General features: G+C 31.8%; 22 protein-coding genes and 1 tRNA gene. 11 read left to right on the top strand and 12 right to left on the bottom strand.

Annotated elements, in window-relative coordinates:
• Window positions 1–59: 59 nt before the first annotated feature.
• Together gltX and FLP_RS22915 are read left to right on the top strand one after the other, a co-directional pair.
• A complete protein-coding gene (gene gltX / locus FLP_RS22920) occupies window positions 60–1,565 on the top strand; it encodes a glutamate--tRNA ligase (RefSeq protein WP_065451806.1) in 1,506 nt (501 codons plus the stop codon).
• Window positions 1,566–1,753: 188 nt separating this feature from the next.
• A complete protein-coding gene (locus FLP_RS22915) occupies window positions 1,754–2,740 on the top strand; it encodes an SPFH domain-containing protein (protein WP_065451805.1) in 987 nt (328 codons plus the stop codon).
• A 19-nt stretch (window positions 2,741–2,759) separates the two neighbouring features.
• Here the strand turns inward: FLP_RS22915 and FLP_RS22910 are convergent, their stop codons facing one another.
• The 5 genes from FLP_RS22910 to FLP_RS22890 form a co-directional block, all read right to left on the bottom strand.
• Window positions 2,760–3,014, bottom strand: coding sequence for a DUF6327 family protein (locus tag FLP_RS22910; protein ID WP_065451804.1), 255 nt, complete (start codon window positions 3,012–3,014; stop codon window positions 2,760–2,762).
• A gap of 2 nt (window positions 3,015–3,016) precedes the next feature.
• Window positions 3,017–3,367 (bottom strand): competence protein, encoded by a 351-nt coding sequence (locus FLP_RS22905; protein WP_065451803.1) that lies wholly within the window; start codon window positions 3,365–3,367, stop codon window positions 3,017–3,019.
• A 127-nt stretch (window positions 3,368–3,494) separates the two neighbouring features.
• The gene (locus tag FLP_RS22900) at window positions 3,495–3,821 is read right to left on the bottom strand and encodes a YtxH domain-containing protein (RefSeq protein WP_065451802.1); all 327 of its coding nucleotides are present in this window, start codon (window positions 3,819–3,821) and stop codon (window positions 3,495–3,497) included.
• A gap of 94 nt (window positions 3,822–3,915) precedes the next feature.
• Window positions 3,916–4,395 carry a hypothetical protein gene (locus FLP_RS22895; RefSeq protein WP_065451801.1) on the bottom strand — a complete coding sequence of 160 codons (480 nt, stop codon included), beginning with the start codon at window positions 4,393–4,395 and terminating at the stop codon, window positions 3,916–3,918.
• A 1,223-nt stretch (window positions 4,396–5,618) separates the two neighbouring features.
• Window positions 5,619–7,736, bottom strand: coding sequence for a glutamine--tRNA ligase/YqeY domain fusion protein (locus tag FLP_RS22890; RefSeq protein ID WP_065451800.1), 2,118 nt, complete (start codon window positions 7,734–7,736; stop codon window positions 5,619–5,621).
• A gap of 107 nt (window positions 7,737–7,843) precedes the next feature.
• On the opposite strand from FLP_RS22890, the gene folB reads away from it, so the two are divergent.
• Together folB and FLP_RS25600 are read left to right on the top strand one after the other, a co-directional pair.
• Window positions 7,844–8,203 carry a dihydroneopterin aldolase gene (gene folB / locus FLP_RS22885; RefSeq protein WP_065451799.1) on the top strand — a complete coding sequence of 120 codons (360 nt, stop codon included), beginning with the start codon at window positions 7,844–7,846 and terminating at the stop codon, window positions 8,201–8,203.
• A gap of 93 nt (window positions 8,204–8,296) precedes the next feature.
• Window positions 8,297–8,367 (top strand) — tRNA-Cys (locus tag FLP_RS25600).
• A 325-nt stretch (window positions 8,368–8,692) separates the two neighbouring features.
• Here FLP_RS25600 and FLP_RS22880 read toward each other — a convergent pair.
• The 3 genes from FLP_RS22880 to rnr are packed head-to-tail and all read right to left on the bottom strand — an operon-like array spanning window position 8,693 to window position 12,255.
• The gene (locus tag FLP_RS22880) at window positions 8,693–9,370 is read right to left on the bottom strand and encodes a LysE family translocator (protein ID WP_065451798.1); all 678 of its coding nucleotides are present in this window, start codon (window positions 9,368–9,370) and stop codon (window positions 8,693–8,695) included.
• 11 nt (window positions 9,371–9,381) lie between these two features.
• A complete protein-coding gene (locus FLP_RS22875) occupies window positions 9,382–10,050 on the bottom strand; it encodes a head GIN domain-containing protein (protein WP_065451797.1) in 669 nt (222 codons plus the stop codon).
• A 24-nt stretch (window positions 10,051–10,074) separates the two neighbouring features.
• Window positions 10,075–12,255 carry a ribonuclease R gene (gene rnr / locus FLP_RS22870; RefSeq protein ID WP_065451796.1) on the bottom strand — a complete coding sequence of 727 codons (2,181 nt, stop codon included), beginning with the start codon at window positions 12,253–12,255 and terminating at the stop codon, window positions 10,075–10,077.
• 202 nt (window positions 12,256–12,457) lie between these two features.
• On the opposite strand from rnr, the gene FLP_RS22865 reads away from it, so the two are divergent.
• Window positions 12,458–12,691, top strand: coding sequence for a DUF2007 domain-containing protein (locus FLP_RS22865; RefSeq protein ID WP_065451795.1), 234 nt, complete (start codon window positions 12,458–12,460; stop codon window positions 12,689–12,691).
• Window positions 12,692–13,321: 630 nt separating this feature from the next.
• On the opposite strand, the gene FLP_RS22860 is transcribed toward FLP_RS22865, so the two are convergent.
• Window positions 13,322–13,924, bottom strand: a complete 603-nt coding sequence (locus FLP_RS22860) for a hypothetical protein (RefSeq protein ID WP_065451794.1) — start codon at window positions 13,922–13,924, stop codon at window positions 13,322–13,324.
• Window positions 13,925–14,156: 232 nt separating this feature from the next.
• Between FLP_RS22860 and rpiB the strand changes: the two genes are divergently transcribed.
• The gene (gene rpiB / locus FLP_RS22855; protein ID WP_065451793.1) at window positions 14,157–14,588 is read left to right on the top strand and encodes a ribose 5-phosphate isomerase B; all 432 of its coding nucleotides are present in this window, start codon (window positions 14,157–14,159) and stop codon (window positions 14,586–14,588) included.
• A 127-nt stretch (window positions 14,589–14,715) separates the two neighbouring features.
• On the opposite strand, the gene FLP_RS22850 is transcribed toward rpiB, so the two are convergent.
• Window positions 14,716–15,024 carry a DUF1294 domain-containing protein gene (locus FLP_RS22850; protein ID WP_065451792.1) on the bottom strand — a complete coding sequence of 103 codons (309 nt, stop codon included), beginning with the start codon at window positions 15,022–15,024 and terminating at the stop codon, window positions 14,716–14,718.
• A 123-nt stretch (window positions 15,025–15,147) separates the two neighbouring features.
• On the opposite strand from FLP_RS22850, the gene FLP_RS22845 reads away from it, so the two are divergent.
• From FLP_RS22845 to FLP_RS22835, 3 genes are all read left to right on the top strand, one after another.
• The gene (locus FLP_RS22845; RefSeq protein ID WP_083195931.1) at window positions 15,148–17,016 is read left to right on the top strand and encodes a DUF3857 domain-containing protein; all 1,869 of its coding nucleotides are present in this window, start codon (window positions 15,148–15,150) and stop codon (window positions 17,014–17,016) included.
• Window positions 17,016–18,935, top strand: coding sequence for a DUF3857 domain-containing protein (locus FLP_RS22840; RefSeq protein WP_065451790.1), 1,920 nt, complete (start codon window positions 17,016–17,018; stop codon window positions 18,933–18,935). The genes FLP_RS22845 and FLP_RS22840 overlap by 1 nt, the downstream gene beginning before the upstream one ends.
• Window positions 18,936–19,073: 138 nt before the next feature.
• Window positions 19,074–21,197, top strand: a complete 2,124-nt coding sequence (locus FLP_RS22835) for a Tex family protein (protein ID WP_065451789.1) — start codon at window positions 19,074–19,076, stop codon at window positions 21,195–21,197.
• A gap of 83 nt (window positions 21,198–21,280) precedes the next feature.
• Here FLP_RS22835 and FLP_RS22830 read toward each other — a convergent pair whose 3' ends face one another.
• Window positions 21,281–22,678, bottom strand: a complete 1,398-nt coding sequence (locus tag FLP_RS22830) for a glycosyl hydrolase family 8 (RefSeq protein WP_065451788.1) — start codon at window positions 22,676–22,678, stop codon at window positions 21,281–21,283.
• Between the two features lie 106 nt (window positions 22,679–22,784).
• On the bottom strand, window positions 22,785–22,973 hold the full coding sequence (locus FLP_RS22825) for a Sec-independent protein translocase subunit TatA/TatB (protein WP_055096778.1): 189 nt from the start codon (window positions 22,971–22,973) through the stop codon (window positions 22,785–22,787).
• Between the two features lie 210 nt (window positions 22,974–23,183).
• On the opposite strand from FLP_RS22825, the gene FLP_RS22820 reads away from it, so the two are divergent.
• Both FLP_RS22820 and FLP_RS22815 read left to right on the top strand, forming a co-directional pair.
• Entirely contained in the window at window positions 23,184–23,684 is a 501-nt protein-coding gene (locus FLP_RS22820; RefSeq protein ID WP_065451787.1) for a peptidase, read from the top strand.
• An 11-nt stretch (window positions 23,685–23,695) separates the two neighbouring features.
• The gene (locus FLP_RS22815) at window positions 23,696–25,180 is read left to right on the top strand and encodes a GH3 auxin-responsive promoter family protein (protein WP_065451786.1); all 1,485 of its coding nucleotides are present in this window, start codon (window positions 23,696–23,698) and stop codon (window positions 25,178–25,180) included.
• Window positions 25,181–25,186 lie beyond the last annotated feature (6 nt).

Raw genomic sequence — 25,186 nt, 5'->3', positions numbered from 1 at the left:
AAATCAACATTCTAAAATCTAAAATCATAAAACGTATCTTTGCATCAAAATTTAAACAAATGTCAAAGCAAGTTCGTGTGCGTTTTGCACCAAGTCCAACAGGACCTTTACATATTGGCGGCGTTCGTACTGCCCTATTTAATTATTTATTTGCCAAAAAAAACAATGGTGTTTTTTATTTAAGAATTGAAGATACAGATCAAACGCGTTTTGTTCCTGGTGCCGAAGCTTATATTATGGAAGCACTGGAATGGTTAGGAATTTCTCCTGAAGAAACTGTTGGGAAAAATGAAAAATTTGGTCCGTACAGACAAAGTGATCGTAAAGATTTATACCAAACTTATGCTGATCAACTGATCAATTCAGGTTGGGCATACTATGCTTTTGATACTCCGGAAGCTCTTGATGCTATGAGAAAAGAACAAGAAGCTGAAGGAAAAACATTTATTTATAATCATACGATCCGTGAAAAACTGGATACATCTTTGGTAATTTCTACAGAAGAAGTGGCTAAGAGAATTGCTAATGGAGAACATTATGTCATCCGTTTTAAAACTCCGGTTGATGAAACTTTACATTTGAAAGATATCATTCGTGGTGATGTAAAATTTGAAACCAGTTTGCTTGACGATAAAGTATTATTCAAAAGTGACGGAATGCCAACGTACCATTTAGCGAATATTGTCGATGATCATTTGATGGAAACTTCACATGTTATTCGTGGTGAAGAATGGTTGCCTTCGATGCCGCTTCACGTATTATTATACAGAGCTTTTGGTTGGGATGCTCCTGAATTTGCACATTTACCTTTGATTTTAAAACCGGTTGGAAACGGAAAATTATCAAAAAGAGATGGTGATAAATTAGGATTTCCTGTGTTTCCGTTAGAATGGAAAACCGAAGAAGGGATTTCATCAGGTTACAGAGAGAAAGGATTTTTCCCGGAAGCGGTTATAAACTTCCTTGCTTTGTTAGGCTGGAATGACGGAACTGATAAAGAATTATTTTCTTTAGAAGAATTAGTTGAATCTTTCGACTTGAACAGAGTTCATAAATCGGGAGCAAAATTTGATCCGGAGAAAAACAAATGGTTCAATCACCAATATTTAATCAAACAAAATAATGAAGATTTAGCGAAAAGCTTCACTCCTATTTTGGTTGAAAAAGGTGTTGATATTTCTAAATATGACGTTACAAGAATTGTTTCTTTGATTAAAGAAAGAGCTCATTTTGTTTCTGAATTTTGGGATTTGACTGATTTCTTTTTCCAAGCGCCAACATTATATGATGAAAAAGCAAGCAAAAACTGGAAAGAAGAAACACCGGCTTTAATGCAGGAATTGATTTCGACTCTTGAATATATTGATGGATTTGATTCGGCAAATATCGAAGCAATTGTAAAAGACTGGTTGACTAAAAACGAAATTGGAATGGGTAAAGTAATGCAGCCTTTCCGTCTAAGTTTGGTTGGAGCTCTTAAAGGTCCTCACCTATTTGACATTGTTGAAATCATCGGAAAAGAAGAAACTATTTCGAGAATTCAGAAAGCAATTGCAAATTTATAATTTTTTCTACCATTAAGAGATTAAGAAAATTAAGTCAAGCTTTATGAACTTAATATCTTAATGGAAAAATAATCTAAGCGCTAAGAACATTATTAAAATGTACTTAGCGTTTTTTTTACGCTAAAAAAAATTGAATTTGGCAGATTATTCGTAATTTACCAGATCATAAAAACTAAATCAATATCATTATGAATCCAGCACTTATTATCTTTTTAGTCCTCGCATTCTTTATTTTCATGTCTTCTTTTTTTACCGTGAAACAACAATCGTCTGTTGTAATCGAAAGATTTGGTAAATTTTTAAGCGTAAGAAATTCAGGTTTACAACTTAAAATTCCGATAGTCGACAGAATTGCAGGACGTGTAAATCTTAAAATTCAACAGTTAGATGTTATCATCGAAACCAAAACCAAAGACAACGTTTTTATCAAAATGAAAGTTTCGGTTCAGTTTAAAGTGATTCAGGAAAAAGTATATGATGCTTTTTATAAACTGGAATATCCACACGATCAGATTACCGCTTATGTTTTTGATGTTGTTCGTGCCGAAGTTCCAAAACTAAAACTGGATGATGTTTTTGAAAGAAAAGATGACATCGCAATTGCAGTAAAAAGAGAATTGAATGAAGCAATGACTACTTACGGATATGATATTATCAATACTTTGGTTACTGATATTGATCCGGACATTCAGGTTAAGAACGCCATGAACAGAATTAATGCTGCCGACAGAGAAAAAACAGCTGCTGAATTTGAAGCTGAAAGTTCAAGAATCAGAATCGTTGCAAAAGCAAAAGCTGAAGCAGAAAGTAAACGTTTACAAGGTCAAGGTATTGCAGATCAGCGTCGCGAAATTGCAAGAGGTCTTGTAGAAAGTGTTGAAGTTTTGAACAGCGTTGGTATTAATTCTCAGGAAGCTTCTGCCCTAATTGTTGTGACTCAACATTATGATACATTACAAGCAATTGGTGCCGATGCCAATTCAAACTTAATCTTGTTGCCAAACTCACCACAAGCCGGAAGTGATATGCTAAACAATATGGTTGCATCATTCTCAGCATCAAATCAGGTTGGTGAAATGATGAAGAAAAACAACAAGAAAATAGAGAAGAAATCAAAACCTATTCAACCTCAATCTGGTTATGAAGATGATATCTTACCAGAAACAGAACAATAACACAAAACAAAAAAGAGGCTTAATTGCCTCTTTTTTTATTGATAAACCAATTGATAATATAGGGTAAAATTGATTGCAAAATCTGTGGATATGATCTGGTGAAATATTCTTTGTAAGAAGAAAAAACTCCGCCAACTATACTTTGTGGCGTAATAGATTCCTTTGTTCTTTGAAAACTTAAAACCAGTTTCTGGTAATTAATCTCTTTCTCCAGTTTTAAAATCTCCAGATCTCTTTCGATTGCTGCGTATGATGAGTATTTTTTATTTTCCATAATTAGTCATTAAAAAAGATTTCTGAAAATTTCTCTAATATCGGACCTTCAACAACTTTATCTTTCAGGAAGAAAAGTAAAATTGTAAAGATTAAATAGATCCCTCCTACTGCCAAGAAACCAAGTGCGTTACTTTCGAACAAAGATCCAAAAGCATATGCTGCAGCAAAAGATCCAAAAATCATTACCATACTAAAACACAATAAAATCAAAGTAAACTTTAAAATTAAAGTTGTTGACTTCATGGCCACCTTAAAACCCCAAAGTTTGTAATAAGCTAAGTGGCTTTCCATATAAACTTTAGCCTGATCCTGAATATTTTCGGTGTTTTCTTTTAATTCTTCAAATGCCATAATTGTAATTTTAATTAAAAAAAGAAGCACAAAACTCTTGACTTAATAACTGCATTCGATTATTCTAAAATTAAAATAACCAAAACAAATCATCAAAATCACATTGAGCTTTGTGCTTCCTGGATTATTATTTTTGAAGCTTAGCGTTTTGCGCTTTTAAATCAGCTAATTTAGATTCTAAAAAACCAATTACTTCTTCAGTTTTATAACTCATATTCGAAAGTAACTCTCCATAAGTTCCGTCTAAATTTTCTTTTGCTTTTGTAAATTTTTCACGTAGCACTTCAGAACTTGCCGAAAGTGAGTCCTGCAAATTATGTTTGGCATCATCTAAACCTTCCTTAAGTTTAGCACGGGTTTTTGATCCTTTTTCCGGAGCAAATAAAATTCCGATTGCTGCTCCTACCGCAGCACCAGCTAAAATTGCTGCAACTGTATTTAAGTTTTTTGACATAATAATATTAAAATTTAAATGAATACTAAAGGTACTGCTTTTTTGAATTATAAATTATTGGTTAATTGTAATTTAATAAAAATTAACACTAAATTTAATACACATAAGCTACAGCTTCATACTTACCATCTGCTTTTTCAACAATACTAACAAACGGATATCCGCTTGAAGCAGATTGTGTCTTGATTCTCATAGCAGTCTGGTTTTTATTTGCAATTGGCGGTTCACCTTTTGTCTTTGTCGAGACTCCTGAAAAATTGGCCACTTGTTTTAAACCAATTGTCTTGTCCTGAGATAAAACGGTTACTAATTTATAATCTGATTTTGAATCTACTATAACTTTATCAGAAACTTTTTGAGTTTGATTAGATTGTTTATTGGTAATTTTTGAAACGGCATATTTGCTAATTTTATGTTCTTCGGCACTTCCATTGAAGGAATAATAAACCAAATCATTTTCGGCTTTTATAAAATTAACATCCAGTTCTTCACCATTGTGTTTTGTAATTTGGTGTGTTTGAGAAATTGCAATATTTGCAAATAAAATCGATAGCGTAAAAAATAGAATTTTCATAATATTAAAATTTAAGGATTAAAATTGTTTTTGTCAAAACGAAAGACAAAATTTCAAATAAGCCATTAAAATTAATTTCATGAAATTTTCAAATTATGAACTACCCTCTGAAAAATACTTTTACGCTAGAAGTATTATCAAAATACAATCACAATTACAATCGACCATAAAACCAATCTTTAGAATTCAGATTTAGAATTAACCCCAAAACCAAAAATTATGCATTTTTAAATTTTAGAAAAAATTCAGATTCGATTCTTAAGTGTATTTTGAAATTTGACACTTTAGATTTGACCTTTGGATAAAAATACCAACTTTATAAACAATTGTATGTTAACAACCCGTTAAACTAAGAAAATAGAGCTCAAAAACTTAAATAAAGCTTAAAAAACGACAATAATTCAAAAGATGATTAATGGCATGGAAGAAATTAAAAAATAGCTTAAAATCAATTTATGAAGGCTGTTTTTAATCAAATTCATCTATTAAAAATATATTTTATATAGTTTTCATGAATAATAATTAAAAAACATTAATAAATCAATTACAATCAATTTTAACGATTATATAAAACAGAATAATTTTTAAAATTATTCGATAAAATAGAATTTGAAATTGATAACAAAATAATCATGACATTGATCTTGAACAACAATTTTAGATTAAAAAGCCGTAAAATAGGTAAAATAAAATCGAAAATTAAAATAAGGATCTCTGTTAAATGATTTTTTAAAAGATGATTAATGAGCTAAAAGAATTAAAAAATTAGCTTAAAATTAATTTATGAAAGTCACTTTTAATCATTAAAATTTATGTAAAATTAAATAGTAATAATTTTAATATATAATAGTAAGAAACTTAAAAAATATAAATTACAATAATAAAAATTGATTTTATAAATTTAGTAGTTGAAAATAAAAAGTGAAATTTAAAAAGATATGAGATCTGAATAAATTATAATCAACCTTCAACTTTATAAACAATTAGATGTTAACAACCCAAAAAACAAGGTAAAACTAGCTCTAAAATTAAAATAAAAGCTTCTATTTAATCATTTTTTAAAAGATGATTAATGAGGTGGAAGAATTAAAAAATTAGCTTAAAATCAATTTATGGAAGCTGATTTTAATCTACAAAAACTATTAATTTCCATTTATCAATAGAAAACATAAATAATAAAAAAAGCGCTTATAAAAAGCGCTTTTCAATAGATTATATTGATATTATATCTTTACCATTTCCTTAAGAATTTCAATTTCTCTCTCAGAAGCATTTTTTGGAGGATTTGAAAAAGATTTCAAAATTTCGTCTTGAAACTGATTTCTTAAATCTAAATCTTCAATATCTCTTAAATTCAAAAGTGCTTTAGATCGAACATAAGTTGACTCACTTCTTAGAGACATTGTATATAATTTTTTAATATCATCTTCTTCAAAATCCTTAGATTTCAAAATTGAATATTTCAAAATAAACTGAGCAAATAACAATGAACCTTTATTATTGTTGATATTCTTCTTTAATGAATTTTGCAATAAAGAGAAACTGGAAACATTTTTGATACTCTCCCCTATTGCACTTTCGATTGCAATACGTTCCGGTTTGGTCTCAACTTTAAAATATTTGTTTATATCTTTTAAAGAATTATTGATGCTGTTTTCTTCTTTTTTACCTTTCTCTTCCCAGGCATCTTTCAATCCAACAGTTTTGTTAAATACTAATTTTGAAGCAGTTGAATCTTTATCAACAGTAAAATAACCCAAACGTTGAAATTGGAATTTATCTTCGTTTTGAGCTGTTGATAAACTTGGTTCAACAAAACCTGTGATAATTTCTAGCGAATTTGGATTTACAAAATCCAGGAAATTTTTGTCTTTATAACTGTCCGGAGCTTCATCTGTAAACAAACGATCGTACATACGAACTTCTGCTTCAACGGCATGCGAAATAGAAACCCAATGCAAAGTTCCCGATACTTTTCTTTGGCTTGCTTCTGTCCCACTTCCGCTCAAAGAATCGGTATCATAAGTTACATGAATCTCTGTAATATTTCCTTCTGTATCTTTTATAACACTTTCACCTTTAATGATATAGGCATTTTTAAGACGTACTTCTTTTCCTAAAGTCAAACGGAAAAACTTCGCCGGAGCTTCTTCAAGAAAGTCTTCTCTTTCTATGTATAATTCACGAGAAAAAGGCACTTTTCTGAAACCTGCATTTTCATCTTCCTGATTATTTTCAGCTTCCAACCACTCCTCTTTTCCTTCAGGATAATTTGTAATTACCAATTTTACAGGATCTAAAACAGCCATTACACGAGGTGCAATTTTGTTCAAATCTTCACGAATACAAAATTCTAAAACCGATACATTGATTAAATTATCACGTTTTGCAATACCAATTGTATTGGCAAAATTACGTAATGAAGCAGCCGTATAACCACGTCTTCTTAACCCTGAAATGGTAGACATTCTAGGATCGTCCCAACCGTTAACATGCTTTTCCTTAACTAGTTGCTGTAATTTTCTTTTACTAACAACGGTATGTGATAAGTTACGTCTTGCAAATTCTCTTTGCTTCGGACGCAGTTTATTTTCTTCTAAAATCTGGTCTAAAAACCAATCATATAATTCGCGGTGAGGCAAAAATTCAAGCGTACAAAATGAGTGTGAAATTTCTTCAAGATAATCACTTTGTCCGTGTGCCCAATCGTACATTGGATATATTTTCCAGGCATCTCCGGTCCTGTGATGTTCTTTATGTAAAATCCTGTACATGATAGGATCACGCATCAACATATTGGTAGATTTCATATCTATTTTAGCACGAAGAATATGAGTTCCAGCCTCAAATTCACCGTTTTTCATTCTTTCGAATAAACCTAAATTTTCTTCAACAGAACGATTTCTGTACGGACTATCTGTTCCAATTGTAGACGGCGTTCCTTTTTGAATCGCCATATCTTCAGAAGACTGACTATCAACATAGGCTTTATCTTTTTTAATTAATAAAACTGCCCAATCATACAATTGTTGAAAATAATCTGAAGCATAACGTTCTTCTGCCCAGGTATAACCCAGCCATTCAACGTCCTTTTTAATGGCGTCAACAAATTCCTGTTCTTCTTTTTCAGGATTGGTATCATCAAAACGTAAATTTACAGGTGACTGATAATCAATTCCTAAACCAAAATTTAATGCAATAGAACTTGCATGACCAATATGTAAATAACCATTTGGTTCTGGTGGAAAACGAAAATGAAGTTTACTTTGCGAAAGACCTGATTTAAGATCTTCTTCTATGATTTGTTCAATAAAATTGAGTGATTTCTCTTCTGATGCCATTATTTTATAGTAATTTTAGCAAAGATAAAAAAAAGGTTTCAGGTTTCAGGTTTAAAGTTATTTAAGTGGCGGAAAACCTGAAACTTTAAACTTGAAACAATAAGAAAATGGGAGTTATAAAATTAAAAAACATCCGTACTTTTTCGTACCACGGATGCATGATTGAAGAAGGAAAAATTGGATCTGACTATACGGTTGATCTAAAAATTAAAACTAATTTACAGCAATCAGCCGACACAGATCATCTTGCAGACACTGTTGATTATGTACATTTGAACAAAATTGTGACAGAAGAAATGGCCATTCGTTCGCATTTATTAGAGCATGTAGCCAAAAGAATCAATATTCGAGTACTTGCTGAAATAGAAACTGCAAAAAAAACTACAGTTTGGGTTTCTAAAATAAATCCTCCTATTGGTGGTGATGTTGAATCAGTTACTATAAAAATGACGGAAATGAGAAAGTAATTCTTTCAAGAAAAAAAGTAATTTTTTAAAATACTTCATTTTAAACTTTTGAAATTTAAAGATTTTAGTTACTTTTGCCATCCGTTCAACTACGGCGTCGTGGCCGAGCGGCTAGGCTGGGCTCTGCAAAAGCTCCTACTCCGGTTCGAATCCGGACGATGCCTCTAAAAGAGATACAGAAATGTGTCTCTTTTTTTTGTGCTTAATTTTTAGAAAAAATTAGATAAAGTTTACGTTCGAATCGGGAAGATCCCTTTAAAACCTTAAAAAAAATTTGAAGTTTAATTCTAATTTTCCACAATCTTGTCATTTCGACGAAGGAGAAATCCTCGTAAGTAACTCCGCAGCGAAAATCAAATCTTTGTCGAGCTTCTCGCGAGGATTTCTCCTTTTTCGAAATGACAAACTATACGTTTAATGTAACTATTAAACACAAAAAAACCTCTGAAATTCAGAGGTTTTTATATATTATATTTGAGTTATTAACAACTACTTTTCAATCTTCTCAAAAGCATTTCGAACCATTTCCTTTTCTTTTGGAAACCAACCCTGAGTTATTAACACAAGACCAAAAACCATTAAAACAATACTAATCGCTTTTTTGATTTTAAGAATATTGGTTGGAGTCATTTTTGTTTTTAACTGTTTGGCTAATAATATTTTAAGACAATCAACAGCTAAATAAGTAATAATTACCGAAGCAAAAAAAGTAAACATTCGTGAGTTTTGCATTTCTAATTTTGGCCCTACAGAAATGATCACTGCTAACCAAAAACCTAATACACCAATGTTGATAACGTTGAGTAAAAAGCCTTTTACAAACAAACTGCCGTAGTTTCTTTTGATGATATCACGATCAATTTCTTCATCATCAATTTTTTCTTCATTTTTTAATCTTATGAAAGAGATTATGCCGTAAGCCAGCATAATGATTCCGCCAAAAATAAAGAGTGCCGGTTTATCTTTTAAACTCTGAATCAGTCTGTAACTTCCTAAATACGCAATTCCTATAAAAAAAATATCACCTAATACTACACCAAGATCAAAAACTATTGCAGCCCTGAATCCTTTTGTAATACTGGTTTCCAGTAGTATAAAAAATACCGGACCTACCATAAAACTTAAAAAAAGTCCCCATGGCAGTCCAGCTAAAATATCATTTATCATTCAAATACGATTTATTTTACTTCTTCTATTTTACCCCCAAAAACCGTTTTCTGATTAATTTGTTTCGGTTTTCCATAAATGTAAATAGAGCCTCCTGCGCTTACTTTAGCGTCGACAAGGGTTGATGCATTCACATCTGCTTTTCCGCCCGCAGAAACGCTTACTTTAGTCTGAGACGTGGCTAATTTACTTCCAAGGAAATATCCTCCAGCTCCTAAACTTGCATCAAGATTGGCTGCTTTACCTGTTGCAGTAATTTCACCTCCTGAAACTGAACTTACTTTTAGTTTATCAACATCTAAATCTACATTGATTTTACCGCCTTCCTGTGCACTAACTTTAAAAGAAGTTGCCTTTATAGTTCCGTCGCTTTTTACATCGGCACCTTCATTAACATCAATCAACTCTATATGTTTGTAATACAAAGTTACCTGAAGATCATTTCCTGACAAAAGTTTAGGAAAAGGCATTCTTAATTTTAATATTCCGTTTTTGTTTACAGCTTCCAGTTCTGCTTCTCTCGTTCCTTTTATAACAACTTTATTTTCAGACGACTGAACTAATTTTACGCTTAATTTATCGTAAACTTTTACAGTATCAAATTCACCTAACTCTTTGGTAACCTGACCAAAAGACATTTGAACAAATAAAATTGCCGCTCCTATAATTAACTTTTTCATACTTTTATTTTTATAATTAAACCTCTATTCTGCTCTTCTCAAAAAATGAAAATCCAGTTGTTTTTTCACTAAATCTGCATTTTTTACTTTAACGTAAATTTCATCTCCAAGTTGTAAAATACTGTTTGAAGTCGCTCCTACTAAAGCATATTGCTTTTCATCAAAAGTATAATAATCATCTTTTATCTCTCTGATTCTTACCATTCCTTCGCACTTGTTCGAAACAATTTCAACATAAATTCCCCATTCTGTAACTCCTGAAATAACTCCAAGGAATTCTTCGTCCTGGTGATCTTGCATGTATTTAACCTGCATGTATTTGATACTGTCACGTTCAGCATTTGTTGCTAAACTTTCCATGTTTGAACAATGCTGGCATTTTGTTTCATAAACTTCTTCGTCTACAGATTTACCTGCATCCAGATAAAATTGCAGCAAACGATGTACCATAACGTCAGGATAACGACGAATTGGCGAAGTAAAATGACTGTAATAATCAAAAGCTAAACCGTAATGACCAATATTTTCTGTCGAATATTTGGCTTTACTCATACTTCTAATCGCAAGAGTATCAATTAAATTTTGCTCTTTTTTACCGTTTACTTCTTCCATCAATGCATTCAAAGACTTCGAAATATCGCCTTTGTTACGGAAATCTATTTTATAACCAAATTTAGCAATTACGGTTTGCATCGCAATCAATTTATCTTCATTTGGTTCATCGTGAATTCTGTAAATAAATGTTTTCTTCTGTTTACCAATGTATTCCGCCACTTTTCTGTTGGCTAAAAGCATAAATTCTTCAATCAGATGATTGGCATCTTTTGAAACTTTGAAGTATACTCCTTCTGGTTCTCCTTGCTCATCTAAGTTGAATTTTACTTCGACTTTATCAAAAGAAATTGCACCATTTGCCATTCTTTTCTTTCTTAGAATCTTAGCTAATTCATCTAATTTTAAAGTAGCTTCGGTAATTTCATCAGAAACAACATAAGATTCTCCCGTGATCGAAATATCAACAGGAATTGTATTGTCTTTTGTTTCAATGATATATTGTGCTTCTTCGTAAGCAAAACGCTGATCTGAATAAATTACAGTTCTTCCAAACCATTGGTTGATAACTTGTGCAGTTGGAGAAACTTCGAATATTGCTGAGAATGTATATTTCTCTTCATTCGGTCTCAAAGAACACGCAAAATTAGATAAAACTTCCGGAAGCATTGGTACTACTCTATCTACCAAATAAACCGAAGTTGCACGTTGATACGCTTCATCATCCAGGATTGTTCCTTCTTCAAGATAATACGAAACATCGGCAATATGAATACCAATTTCGTAATTACCATTTTCTAACTTTTTGAAAGACAAGGCATCATCAAAATCTTTTGCATCTTTCGGGTCAATCGTAAACGTTAGCGTATCACGCATATCACGACGTTTTGCAATTTCAGATTCCTGAATGGATGTATCTATTTTTTGTGCATAAACCTCTACTTCTACCGGAAAATCTGATGGTAAACCATATTCAGCCAAAATAGCGTGAATCTCAGTATTGTGTTCTCCTGGTTTTCCTAAAACTCTAATCACAGATCCAAACGGACTATCTGCTCTTTTTGGCCAGTCTTCAATTGTAACCAAAACAACATCACCGTTTTCTGCTTCTCCAATTTTATCTTTTGGAATAAAAATATCGGTATACATTTTAGGATTTGCAGTAGATACAAAGGCAAAATTGGCCTGAATATCAATAACTCCAACAAACTCTGTTTTATTTCTTTCTACAACTTCAATTACTTCGCCTTCAGGTCTTTTCCCTTTTCTTCGGTTATAAACATAAACTTTTACTTTGTCTTTGTCTAAAGCACGATTCAGATTATTGGTTGGGATAAACACATCTTCACTAAAATCCGGACAAACAAAATAAGCCGTTTTTCTACTGGTCATGTCTATTGTTCCTTCGTAATAATCCTGACTCTCTGCTTTTACTAAATATTTACCAGGTTCAGATTCTATAATTTTTTTTGAAGCAGCCAGAATTTTTAAATCTTTTATAATCTGGTTTCTGCTTTTTGTATCATCAAGTTCGAGCTTTGCTCCTATCTGTTTGTAATTAAATGCTTTATTAGGACTTTGCGATAAAATTTTTATTATTTTACTAGAGAAATCTTTCTCATTTTTTATCGGCTTTCTAATTTTCTTACTCATATATCTTTTCTTAAAAAGTTAAAATTACAAATAAGATATCAGATTATAGATTTTAACAAATAAATTATTAAAAATATAACTTTCAAAGAGGAGATTTTATACTGATTTTTAGAGGTCATTTTGTAATTCGAATTTTCAAAATTATTTGCGAACGACAAATTTTTAGTAAAGCTCATTTCGTATATTTACAAAAAGACCCTTTATGGAAAGCTTTAAAACTATTGCCGTTTTCAATTATCAGCACGAAACAATCGTTCTAAAGCACTTATTAGAGCAAGAACAGATTCCGTATTACTTTGAGAACGAAATAACCTTATCTGTCGTCCCAATGTACACCACAGCGTTGGGCGGAATCAAACTGAAAGTTCATCCCAACGATTTCGACGAAGTTCAGCAAATTCTTGACAATCTTAATAACCCACTTAAAATTGTTTAAACTCATCTAATTTTTCAATTTCAAGATTTTTTTTCTTTTAAAATTTTCAAAGTTGTCAACATATATTAAATACAACAAAAAGAAAAATTTAAATTAAATTAATTTTTGTTTGTTATTATAGCTTGTTAATATGTGCTATAAATTTATTTTTAAAAGCATTGAAATGAAGTTTCTCTTAGTTATCTTGAGTTATCAACATACTTATATTTCGTTAAAGGATTCATTTATAAGACTTTTTGTATTTTAATTAACAATGGTTGACAACCTAAAATCGATTCATTTTGTAGATAAGTTCACATGTTGATATTTGTTGAAAATGGCATTTTTGATATTGATAACTTTTCTAAAAATTCATCAAACTTTATTAGGTTATTTCATCCCGGTTTTGGATTAGGTTTTTTTTCGACACAACCAAAAAAAACTTCTAATTTTCTATCCGAACTTATTAACAAATAATGTTAATTTAAAGTTAACTGAATATCAACGAATTACGTTTTGGTATTAACAATATAAAATTTTAACAAAATACATGAATATTATTTATTGATTATGAGGTACTTACATAGTTGTTAATAATGTTGATAAGTGTTAAGTTTCTGATATTATGGAAGTTCTGATTGAGTTTGTTTTTTATTCGATTCTATTTAAATTTTGAGGAATCTCATTTTGTTTATACTCTCCTAGTTTTCGATAAAATTTTCCATTAGTTTTTATAATAATGTAATTTCCACAATCAAAGTGATATTTAAAAAGAGTCTTTCTTATTAAATCATTTGTATCTTGGTAAACCTGCTTGTCTTTATATTTATAATCTTTCTGGGTGATAAAAAACTGATTTATAGTATTATTTTTATCTAAGAATTTTTTGTAGGCTTTATCATTAACATAATAGTCAATACAACTTCCGTTTGGTTCCGGATTATCTTTGTAAAAAAAATTAATTATTATAGTTTTTGAAGTATCAATTTTTTTACCCGTTAGTTTTTCCAGCTCTATTTGAATTTTTACTTTTTCAGATGGCGATAAAACACCAAAATCATCTTTTCTTAAAAATCTTCCTATATAAGCAGTATCAACCTGATAAGTAATTATTTCTAATTTTTTATCCTTTAATTTATTATTGAATTGGTCTTGCGTTATTGATTGATCATTTTCATCAAATAGAAACTGCGGTTTAGAATTCTCTTGTGAAAAACAATTTAAACTAAATAGAATAAAGATGATATATTTCATTTTTAATGTTTTTAAAATAGGGTTACACTTATTATATGTTTTTGAAAATCAAAATATTATATTTTTTAAAAATAGTAAAAAACTTATATATAAATGGTAAAAAAAGATTTATACATTGTAAATTATCAATTCTCATTATTTTTAATTTTAAGTAAAAAATAAACAAATCTATAGTAAAGTATATATCATATACTTTAAGTAAATTTGCAAAACACAACTTAATAGTATTTAAATGAAAATTTCGATAGGAAACGACCACGCAGGACCAGATTATAAAAAAGCAATCGTTGCAATGCTTAAAGCAAAAGGATATGAAGTAACCAATTATGGTACAGATTCTGAAGATTCTGTTGATTATCCTGATTTTGGACACCCGGTTGCCAATGATGTATCTGAAGGTAAAGCTGATTTTGGAATCGTGATCTGCGGAAGCGGAAACGGAATTGCAATGACTGTTAATAAACATCCTAAAGTAAGAGCCGGTTTATGCTGGACCAAAGAAATTGCTTATTTAACGCGTTTACATAACGATGCTAATATTGTGAGTATTCCGGCACGTTTTACATCGATCCCGCAAGCGGTAGAAATTGTTGAAACGTTCCTGGCAACTGCTTTTGAGGGTGGAAGACACCAAAACAGAGTGAATAAAATCGCTTGTCAATAAAAGTCAAAAAATTGAGTGCTTCGCACTAATATAAATATCAAGCCGGGCGGATTTTTAAATTCATCCGGCTTTTTTTGTATTCAAATATCTTAAATTCAGATAATTATAAGGTTATTAACATTGTTAATTATCTATCATTAGTCAAAAATAAAGCAATATTAAAGACATCTACATTGTAGATAAACAAAAGGGCAGCAGTCAAGATCTGAATAATAACAATAGCCGAAAATTTTAAAATAAAAGAAGGTTTACTGGTTTTATGTCTAAAGATGATCATTGCCAATAGCAAACCTATAGAACCTCCAAAAGCTGCAAGTGCAAAAAGTGTATTTTCAGAAATTCTTCTTTTATGATTGACAGCCAAATACTTATCATATCCGGAAAAAATAAAAGCAGCACTGTTTATAAGTAGAAAATAAAGTAATAGAATATTCATTGGCTTAAAAAATAAAAAGCAAAGATATTATTTTAAGAAGCTAATGCAGTAAATGGCTGTATTTTCGCAAATAAGTTTATTTTTGTTAAAATTTAACTCCCCATATATTATATCAAAAACCTAATGAAAAGAATATTTTATCTGGCATTTTTCGCGTGTCATTTTTTGTGCGCGCAAGAAAAATCAAAAGTACTTTATCGGAATGAAATTGTTTATTTATCGAATAAAAGCAAATTAGAAATCGAATCTTTTATCGAAGAACAAAGAGAAATTGCGAAAAGTAAAAACGTAAATGAATACTCTATAAACATTCCGTACGATAATTTTAGTGAAATTTCGAGTATAAAAGGTGTTGCAATAAATGCGAAAACCAATAAAAAAAGTAAACTTTCGCAGTACGATATTAGTACAAATGAGTTGAAACAAAGGGATATTTTTTATAGCGATAATAAATACAAACACTTTGGTTTTAATAATGTTGAAGATAAATCGAAAGTTGAATTCTCGTATAAAGTAAAGCAAAACGAACCAAGATTATTATCTTTTTTTGCTTTTCAGCATGAATTGCAGACCGTTGCTTCACAATTTCAGATAAAATCAGATCCATCTATCGAAATTGGTTATAAACTTTTTGGCGATCATCAGGATAAAATTGTTTTCGAAAAAACGAAAGAAGGAAACCTGGATGTTTATACCTGGAAAGTGGCAGATATGCCCGCTTTTGAAGAGGAAAACAGAGCGCCAAATTTTACTTATTTCCTGCCTCATATTGTGTATTACATCAAAAATTATACTAAAGATAACAAGAAAGAAGCTCTTTTTCCGGATGTTGAGCATTTGTACAAATGGTATTATTCGTTGTTAAAAGATATCAACAAATTAGACCAAACAGCTCTTAAAACTAAAACCGCAGAATTAATAAAAGACAAAACGAATCCTAAAGACAAAGCAAAAGCAATTTACAATTGGGTTCAGGAAAACATTCACTATGTGGCTTTTGAGTACGAAATGGGAGGTTTTATTCCGCGTGATGCGGCATCTGTTTTTGATAAAAAATACGGGGATTGTAAAGACATTTCGAACTTATTAAATGAAATGTTTAAAACTGCGGGATTAGAGTCAAATCTAGTCTGGATTGGTACAAGAGATAAACCGTATAGTTTTACAGATGTTCCAACGCCTTTGGTAAGCAATCACATGATCGCGTCTGTAAAAATCGATAAACAGCGCTATTTTGTTGACGGGACCGATTCTTTTTGTCCGTTTACATTTCCGTCTGCCATGATTCAGGGCAAAGAAGGACTTATAGGAATATCTGAAACTGAATTTGTTATTGAAAAAGTTCCTGTTGTAGACAAAAAAGAAAATCATCTAAAAGTGGATATGAAGTTGAAAATCAATGATGATGGAGTTCAGGGCGCAGCAAAATTATTGCTTTCCGGTTATGAAAAAAGTGACTTTTTAAATGTTTTAGCTTCTAATAAACAAAAGCAGGACGAAATCTTAAAAAGTGGTCTGACCCGATACAATCAAAAACTCGAAATAGAAAGCACCGAAGTTAAAAAGAATGAGTATGACAACAAAGATGCGGAACTATTGTACAATTTTAAACTGGAATCCTGGACAAAAAAAATAGGGGACAAGATAATTGTAAAGCCTATTTTGTTAGCGCCTTTTAAAGAATATATCATTGATACTAAAGAACGAAAACTTTCTATTGAAAATGACAATGTATTTACAAATGAGTTTACTTATGTTTATGAAATCCCCGAAAATTATCAGCTTGATTTTATTCCGGAAAACAGTAAGAAAGAAAATGAGGTTTTAAGTTATGATATATCGTATAAAAAAGATAAAAAAAGCCTGATCGTATCTCAAAAAATTGCACTTAAAAAATTAGTTATCGAAACCAAAGATTTCGACAGCTGGAATGCATTAGTAACCGAATTAAACAGCCAATACAACCAATCTATCATCTTAATAAAAAAATAATGAAAAAAACATTACTAATCCTACTATTTACTTTTTTTATAAAAGCAAACGCACAAGAAATTAAAAGTTACTCCTGGGATGCAGTTCCGGCATTTCAGGCCATTCCTGAAGAATATAAAAAAGAACCCGCTGTAATTTTATTTGATAAAAGATGGGTTCATACCAGAATTAATCCCAATTTGTATGGTTTTGCAAAATTTAAAATGGAACATTTTGCAGTAAAAATAAATGAGTCTTCAGAAATCAGTAAATACAATAAAGTTACTGCAGACGATAATACCACAATTCGTGATACAAAAGATTTTCACGCAAGAGTTATTAAACCTAACGGAGACATAAGAGTTTTATCTGAAAGCCAGATTGTAAATTCGGATTTAAAAAACGTAAAATCGATTGTTTTTGAAGGAGTTGAAAAAGGCGATATTCTGGAGTATTATTTTATTGTAAAAGAAAATCCAACATCAAACGGAATTGAAATTTATCAAAAAGATGCGCCGGTATTGCATGCTGAGTTCACACTTACAGAATCCGGATCGGCTATGTCGAGAGTATATACTTCGGGTGAATTTCATTATAACAAAGTAAAAGGCAAGACTTTTTTTACTGCAGATAATATCCAGCCGCTTGTAAACGAAAAAAGTTCAAAGAAATTTAGAAATCTGGTTAAGGTATTGTATTTAATTACCGGATCTCCTGCCGAAATGAGTAATAAAAAATGGGAAACGTATTTTAAAAATTACATTAGAAACAAACCTTATGCTTTTTCTAATGGCGATGTTAAAAAGCTTGTTCAGAAATTGGATATAAAAGATAAATCTAACGATGAAAAATTAACCATTCTGGACGAATACATCAGAACCCATTTTGAACCTTATGCCGAAGGAGAAACAATTAATACTAAAATTAAGATAACCGAAGGAAATTCGAAATTAGCCAGTAGAGATTTTATTTTTCTGTACAAATATGCTTTTGACATTCTTAAAATTCCATACGAAATCATTGCGACTGAAGATCGTTTTATTGGAGATCTTGACGACGAGATTGTAACGTTTTATGAATTTACCGATATTAATTTTTATTTTAGAGATTTAAATAAATTTATCTCACCAAATGTGGTTTATCTTGCTTACGGAAAACCAAGTTACGAATACCAGGATACAAAGGCAAAAGGATATAATGTACAAAAGAAACAGGAAAGTTATGTGTATCCGCTGGTAGTTTCATCAGATTTTACTAAAATAGCAACAGAATCAGTTGTAAGTTTAAATCCCGATTTATCAAAAGTAACCATAGATAAAAAAATGTCAAGTACTGGTTATACAGGTCAAATGCTTCGTTATTCGTATAATGATTTGTCTAATAACGAAGAAAAAAAGGAGCTTACAGATTTTGTAAAAGATGTGTTACTTGATGATATCGATGTAAAGGTTTTAGAGCAAAAAGCCGAAAATTTAGAATTTAAAAATAATTATACAAATACGCCGTTTATTATTAATTCAAAACTGGAATCGGTAGAATCATTTACTGAAAAAGCAGGAAATCTGCTTTTGGTTAATCTAGGAAAGATGATTGGAAAACAGGCGAATCTTTATCAGGAAAATACCAGAAAAACAGATATTGATTTAAAATACACAAAAGAATACCATCATAGTATTGTCTTTAACATCCCGAAAGGATATCAGGTAGATCATTACAATGATTTAGTGATAGACAAAGAAATGAAATTTGATGAAAGCAAAAACTGTTCGTTTAAATCGACTGTAAAAGTAGATGGAAATCAGGTGATCATCACAATTGATGAAAAGTACAAAGCAATAAATTATCCAAAAGAGATTTATCAGGAATATAGAAAAGTATATAATGCATCTGCAGATTTTAGTAAAGCAAGTATTGTATTAAAGCCAATTAAGAAGAAATAAAATTGGGATGAGAAGAGTCCGATATTATCGGACGGTTGAAATAAAATATTAATTTTGATATTTTAAAACAATAAAATTAAAAAACCATTGCGAACTTTGCGAAACACTTTGCAATCTTTGCGGTTAAAATAAATAAGAATGACTAATATTCAATTCATTGCCAAGACTGTTCAAACAGCAGCAATTAACATTCAAAACACGGTAAAATTATTAGAAGAAGATTGTACTATTCCGTTTATTTCGCGTTACCGAAAAGATACAACCGGAAATCTTGATGAAGTGCAGATCGAGCAAATTGCAAAACTTCAAAAAGATTATGAAGCAATTGTAAAACGTAAAGAAGCGGTTTTAAAATCGATCGAAGAACAAAAAGCGCTTACGCCGGAATTGAAACAAAAAATTGAACAAAGTTTTGACTTACAAGAAATTGAAGATTTTTACCTTCCGTACAAAAAGAAGAAAAAAACAAAGGCAGATGTTGCGCGCGAATTTGGTCTTGAACCATTGGCAAAAATAATCATGTCTGAAAATGATGTTGATATCGATTTTATTTCGACGCAATATCTGAATGAAAATGTGATTAATGAAGAAGCTGCGATGCAAGGCGCCAGAGATATTGTAGCCGAATGGATCAACGAGAATATTTATGTTCGTAAGCAATTGCGAAGATTATTTAATAGAAAAGCAACAATTGGAACCAAAGTCGTAAAAAAGAAAGCTGAAGAAGAAGGAGCGCAAAAATTCAGTCAGTATTTTGACTGGGAAGAACCGTTGACAAAAGCACCTTCACACCGATTATTGGCCATGCTTCGTGCAGAAAACGAAGGTTTTGTCAAGATGAAAGTAGATGTTGATATCGATGAAGCCTATGATATTATTGATGAAATTGTCATTAAAAAACAAAATAGTACTACAGCTCATTTGCAATTGGCGATAGAAGATAGTTACAAACGATTGTTGAATCCGGCAATTGGAAACGAAACATTGCAAGAAGCAAAAGCCAAGGCTGATGCAAACTCAATTCAGGTTTTTGCCAACAATTTAGGGCAACTTTTATTGGCGCCGCCTTTGGGCGAAAAACGTATTCTGGCGATCGATCCAGGATTTAGAAGCGGTTGTAAAGTAGTTTGTCTGGATGAAAAAGGTGATTTATTGTATAACGAAACGATTTATCCGCATGCGCCTCAAAATGAAGAAGCAATGGCAATCAAGAAAATCCGTTCGATGGTAAACGCCTATCAAATTGATGCGATTTCTATCGGGAATGGAACGGCTTCGAGAGAAACTGAATTCTTCATAAAAAAAATTGCGTTCGACAAACCGCTGCAGGTTTTTATCGTTTCTGAGGCTGGAGCTTCGGTATATTCTGCGTCAAAAATTGCGCGAGAAGAATTCCCAAATTATGACGTTACGGTTCGTGGATCGGTTTCTATTGGCAGACGACTTTCAGATCCTTTGGCCGAATTGGTAAAAATCGACCCGAAAGCCATTGGCGTAGGCCAATACCAACACGACGTTGACCAAACCAAGCTAAAAGAAGAATTAGATAACACTGTAATTCGTTGCGTGAACTCGGTTGGAATCAATATCAACACGGCAAGTAAACATTTACTAAGTTATGTGAGTGGAATAGGAGAGAAGCTTGCTGAAAATATTGTACAATATCGTTCAGAAAATGGTCCGTTTGAAGACAGAAAGCAATTGAAAAAAGTGCCTCGTTTAGGCGAGAAAGCGTATCAACAAGGCGCAGCTTTTATTAGAATTTCGAATGCTAAAAATCCGCTGGATAATTCGGCAGTACACCCGGAAGCTTATCCGGTTGTCGAGAAAATGGCGAAAGATTTAAAACTTTCGGTAAACGACTTAATTGCAAACAAAGAGAAAACAGCCCTAATTAAGGCCGAAAACTATATTACACCTGAAATTGGTTTACTTACATTAAAAGATATCATAAAAGAGCTTGAAAAACCCGGATTAGACCCAAGAAAGTCGGCTAAGGTTTTTGAGTTTGATGCCAATGTAAAATCAATCAAAGATTTGAAAACGGGAATGATCTTACCTGGAATTGTGAATAACATCACCAATTTCGGTTGTTTTGTTGACATCGGAATCAAAGAAAGCGGTTTGGTTCATATTTCTCAATTGAAAGCGGGATTTGTGAGTGACGTAAACGAAGTGGTAAAATTGCATCAGCATGTTGATGTGAAGGTAACTGAGGTTGATGAGGACAGAAAGAGGATTCAGTTGACGATGGTACTTTAATAAATTCCAAATTCCAAAACTGGAGTAATAAATAAAAAACTCCCAAATTACAATTGTAATTTGGGAGTTTTTCTATTTTAAGCTTATTTCAAAATCACTTTTTTAGTAATACTTTTAAAATCATCATTGGATATTTTTATTAAATAAATTCCGGACGATTGATTAGCCAAATTAATCTCGGTATTTTCAGAACTTGTTTTTTGTTGATGAATAACAATCCCGGAAGGAGAAATTACTGAAATAGTCGATTGCTGAGGCGCTTTCACAGTAAATCGATCAGGACTTGGATTTGGGAAAAGCGTGACAGTAGATTTCTCGATATCAAAATCACCAGTAGATAAATTGGCAGTTGGAGGGAGATAAAAATTACCCGTTAGTAAAAAGGAATATAATGTTTTTAGAGTATGATTAAAGTAGCTGTTAGGCTCGTTTAAGTTATTTAAGTCATTATAAGAAGCATCTAAATGTGCCTGATTTTCGCCCGCCATTGCAGCGCAGGCAAAAGCCCCAACAAAAGTAGCGTTGTGCCATTGACCTATTGCATTTCCATTTTGGTTATACCCATCTTTTATATTTGTAGATCCACCAAGATTTACGCGCACAAAATCCGATGATTTTTTAGCATACAGTTTAGCATCGGGATTTCCAAACCACAAATAATCAACTGCTATTCTCCATGGCGTTCTTGCAGCATCATAAGTATAGGTTTTTCCTGCGTTATTATATCCTCCGGCTTGAGAAGAATACGCTCCGGATTCTGAACACCAGTCCGAAACTAATCCGCCAACAGCATTATTTACATTTAAGTTATTGTTGATAATTGTATACGATTTTGCAGCAACAGCATTCCAGAAAGAAATATCATTAGTAAAAGTTCCAAAAACCCTGTAATAAGCAGGAGAAAAATAAGAAGGATTGGTAATTTGGCTTCCGCCGAATTGATCTCCGGGTTTTAAAACAAAAGTATTGGCTTCGATTTCATGAGCTTTAACGGCTGCAATCAATGTTTTAGCATCATTTTTATAATTTATAGCGCCGGTACTTGCCCATTGATAATCGGCAACAATAAGAGCAAAAGCAGCGTCAAGTTCGGCATCTGTTGCACCATTGGCACCATTAATTCCGGAACAGCCGTTGATTTTCCAGTTCATCACGCCATTAGCATTTACATTGTCCTTATAATATAACCAAAGACCGTCAAATAAGGTTTTATCGCCTGAATAAGCTGCAAGCAGCATTCCGTAACCAATTCCTTCGGATACAGTTTCAGAAGGATTATCAAATTTTATTCTAAAACGGTTATTAGAACATGAAGTAACAAAATTGTCTTTCCAGATTTTATAATTGTTTTGGGCGTCGAGACTATTTCTTGTCGATGCCATAAGACCAGTTGTAAATACAAAATTTGCTGGAAAGGGCTGCTTTTGTGCATTACTTTTAAAGCACAACAAAGCAACAGTAATCAGAAGTAGGTTTTTCATAATTATTGTTATTTGATTTAGGGACTATAAAAGTAAGTTTTTTTATATAAAACAAAAACCCCAAACTACAATTGTAATTTGGGGTTTATAATAAGGGGTTAAATTCTTATTTAATTTCTTCTTCTTCTTTTTTAACAGAAGGTGCAGGTGGAGTTTGATCGTCTTTAGCAGCGTTCTTAAATTCCTTAATTCCGCTTCCTAAACCTTTCATTAATTCCGGAATTTTTTTACCTCCAAAAAGTAATATAACGATACCTACTATTACGAGGATTTCTGTAAGACCTAATCTTCCCATGGTTTGTATATTTAATGCCTAAGCAAATTGTTTTCTAATTGAACCGCAAATGTATATAGAATATACGAAGAACAACAAGATTTGGATTAAAATATTTGTTTCTGATAGCGTTAAATATTTTATAAATTACTGAAATAACGGTATTCGATACTTTCTGTCAGGCATCAACAACGCGATTAATTATTATATTTGCTCGTATAAATAACCATAATGACTAAGAAAAAATTCAATTTCAGAAAAAATTTATTCATCAAAAACCGATTGGTAATTTTGAATGAAGATACTTTCGAAGAAATTTTTTCATTCAAACTAAACTTAATGAATGTTTTTGTAACGTTCATGTTAGGAGGAATATTTTTAATTTTAATTACTACTTTTATCATTGCTTTTACGCCTTTACGCGAATTAATTCCCGGATATTCTTCGACTGAATTAAAAAAGAATGCGACTGAACTGGCGATCAAATCAGATTCGTTAGAAACCGCTTTAAAGAAAAATGAAGCCTATATAAAAGGAATTCAGAAAGTTTTAAAAGGCGAATTAGAATATGCAAAATTCAATAAAGATTCGATTTTAGCAGATGCTGATGAACCTTCACAAGTAAATATGAAAGCTTCTGAAGAAGAAATTAAACTAAGAGATGAGGTTGCAAAGATGGAGAAGGAGTCGGGCGAAAAAACTCGAAGTAAAAACAAAAGTGACAAGAAATAATACCATAACAAATGTCGATTAAGTCAGTAGCGGCAAAACTATTTGCCAGCAAAATATATTATAAAACACAGGCTTGGGCCAATAAACCGGTCGAAACTCAACAAGCGGTATTTAAGAGTTTAATAAATAGTGCCAAAGAAACCCAGTTTGGTACAGATCATCATTTTGATAAAATAAAAACGGTTCATGATTTCAGGAAACGTGTCCCGATTCGTGATTACGAAGATTTAAAGCCCTATATCGACAAAGTTCGAATGGGAGAAAAAAATATTCTCTGGAAAGGGAAACCGCTTTATTTTGCTAAAACATCAGGCACAACCTCCGGCGCAAAATATATTCCGCTGACCAAAGAATCAATGCCGTATCATATTGAAGCTTCAAGAAATGCAATTCTTCATTATATATACGAAACCGGCAATGCAGATTTTGTTGATGGAAAAATGATCTTCTTGCAGGGAAGCCCTATTTTGATTGAAAAATACGGAATCAAATTTGGAAGATTATCCGGAATAGGAGCGCATTTTGTACCCAAATATCTTCAAAAAAACAGAATGCCTTCTTGGGAAACCAACTGTATCGAAGATTGGGATACCAAAGTAAATGCCATTGTAGAGGAAACTATCGATCAGAATATGACCATAATTTCAGGAATTCCGTCCTGGGTTCAAATGTATTTTGAACGTTTGCAGGAAAAAAGCGGAGGAAAGAAAATTGGTGATTTGTTTAAAAACTTCAATCTGTTTATTTACGGAGGAGTTAATTACGAACCTTATCGCGCCAAGTTCGAAAAAATGATTGGGCGTAAAGTAGACAGCATTGAGTTGTTTCCGGCTTCAGAAGGTTTCTTTGCGTATCAGGATTCTCAAAAATCAAAAGGAATGCTGTTATTGCTGAATTCAGGAATTTTTTACGAGTTTATAAAAGCAGATGAATTCTTTACAGAAAGTCCAAAAAGCTACACTATTGGTGAAGTAGAAATGGGTGTGAATTATGCCTTGATTGTTTCTACCAATGCAGGACTTTGGCGTTATAATATTGGCGATACGGTTCAGTTTACTTCGTTATTTCCGCACAGAGTTATCGTTTCCGGCCGAATCAAGCATTATATTTCTGCTTTTGGAGAACATGTTATTGCAAAAGAAGTCGAAAGTGCCATGAAAGAAGCCACAGCCGGAACGAAAATTGTAATTAACGAATTTACTGTTGCACCGCAAATAAATCCGTCAAGCGGATTACCGTATCACGAATGGTTGGTAGAATTTGAAAATGAACCTGAAAATATTGAAGCTTTCGCCGAAGCAATTGATGATTCGATGCGAAAACAAAATATTTATTACGACGATTTAATTACAGGAAATGTATTGCGAAAAGTAGTTGTAACCAAAGTTTCTAAAAACGGATTTCAGGAATACATGAAATCGCAGGGAAAATTAGGCGGACAGAATAAAATTCCGAGGTTGTCGAATAATAGGGATATTGCGGATAATTTGAAGTAGAGAAAA

This window comes from Flavobacterium piscis (genome assembly GCF_001686925.1).
Classification (GTDB): domain Bacteria; phylum Bacteroidota; class Bacteroidia; order Flavobacteriales; family Flavobacteriaceae; genus Flavobacterium; species Flavobacterium piscis.
This window is presented reverse-complemented; position numbering and strand designations above follow the sequence as displayed.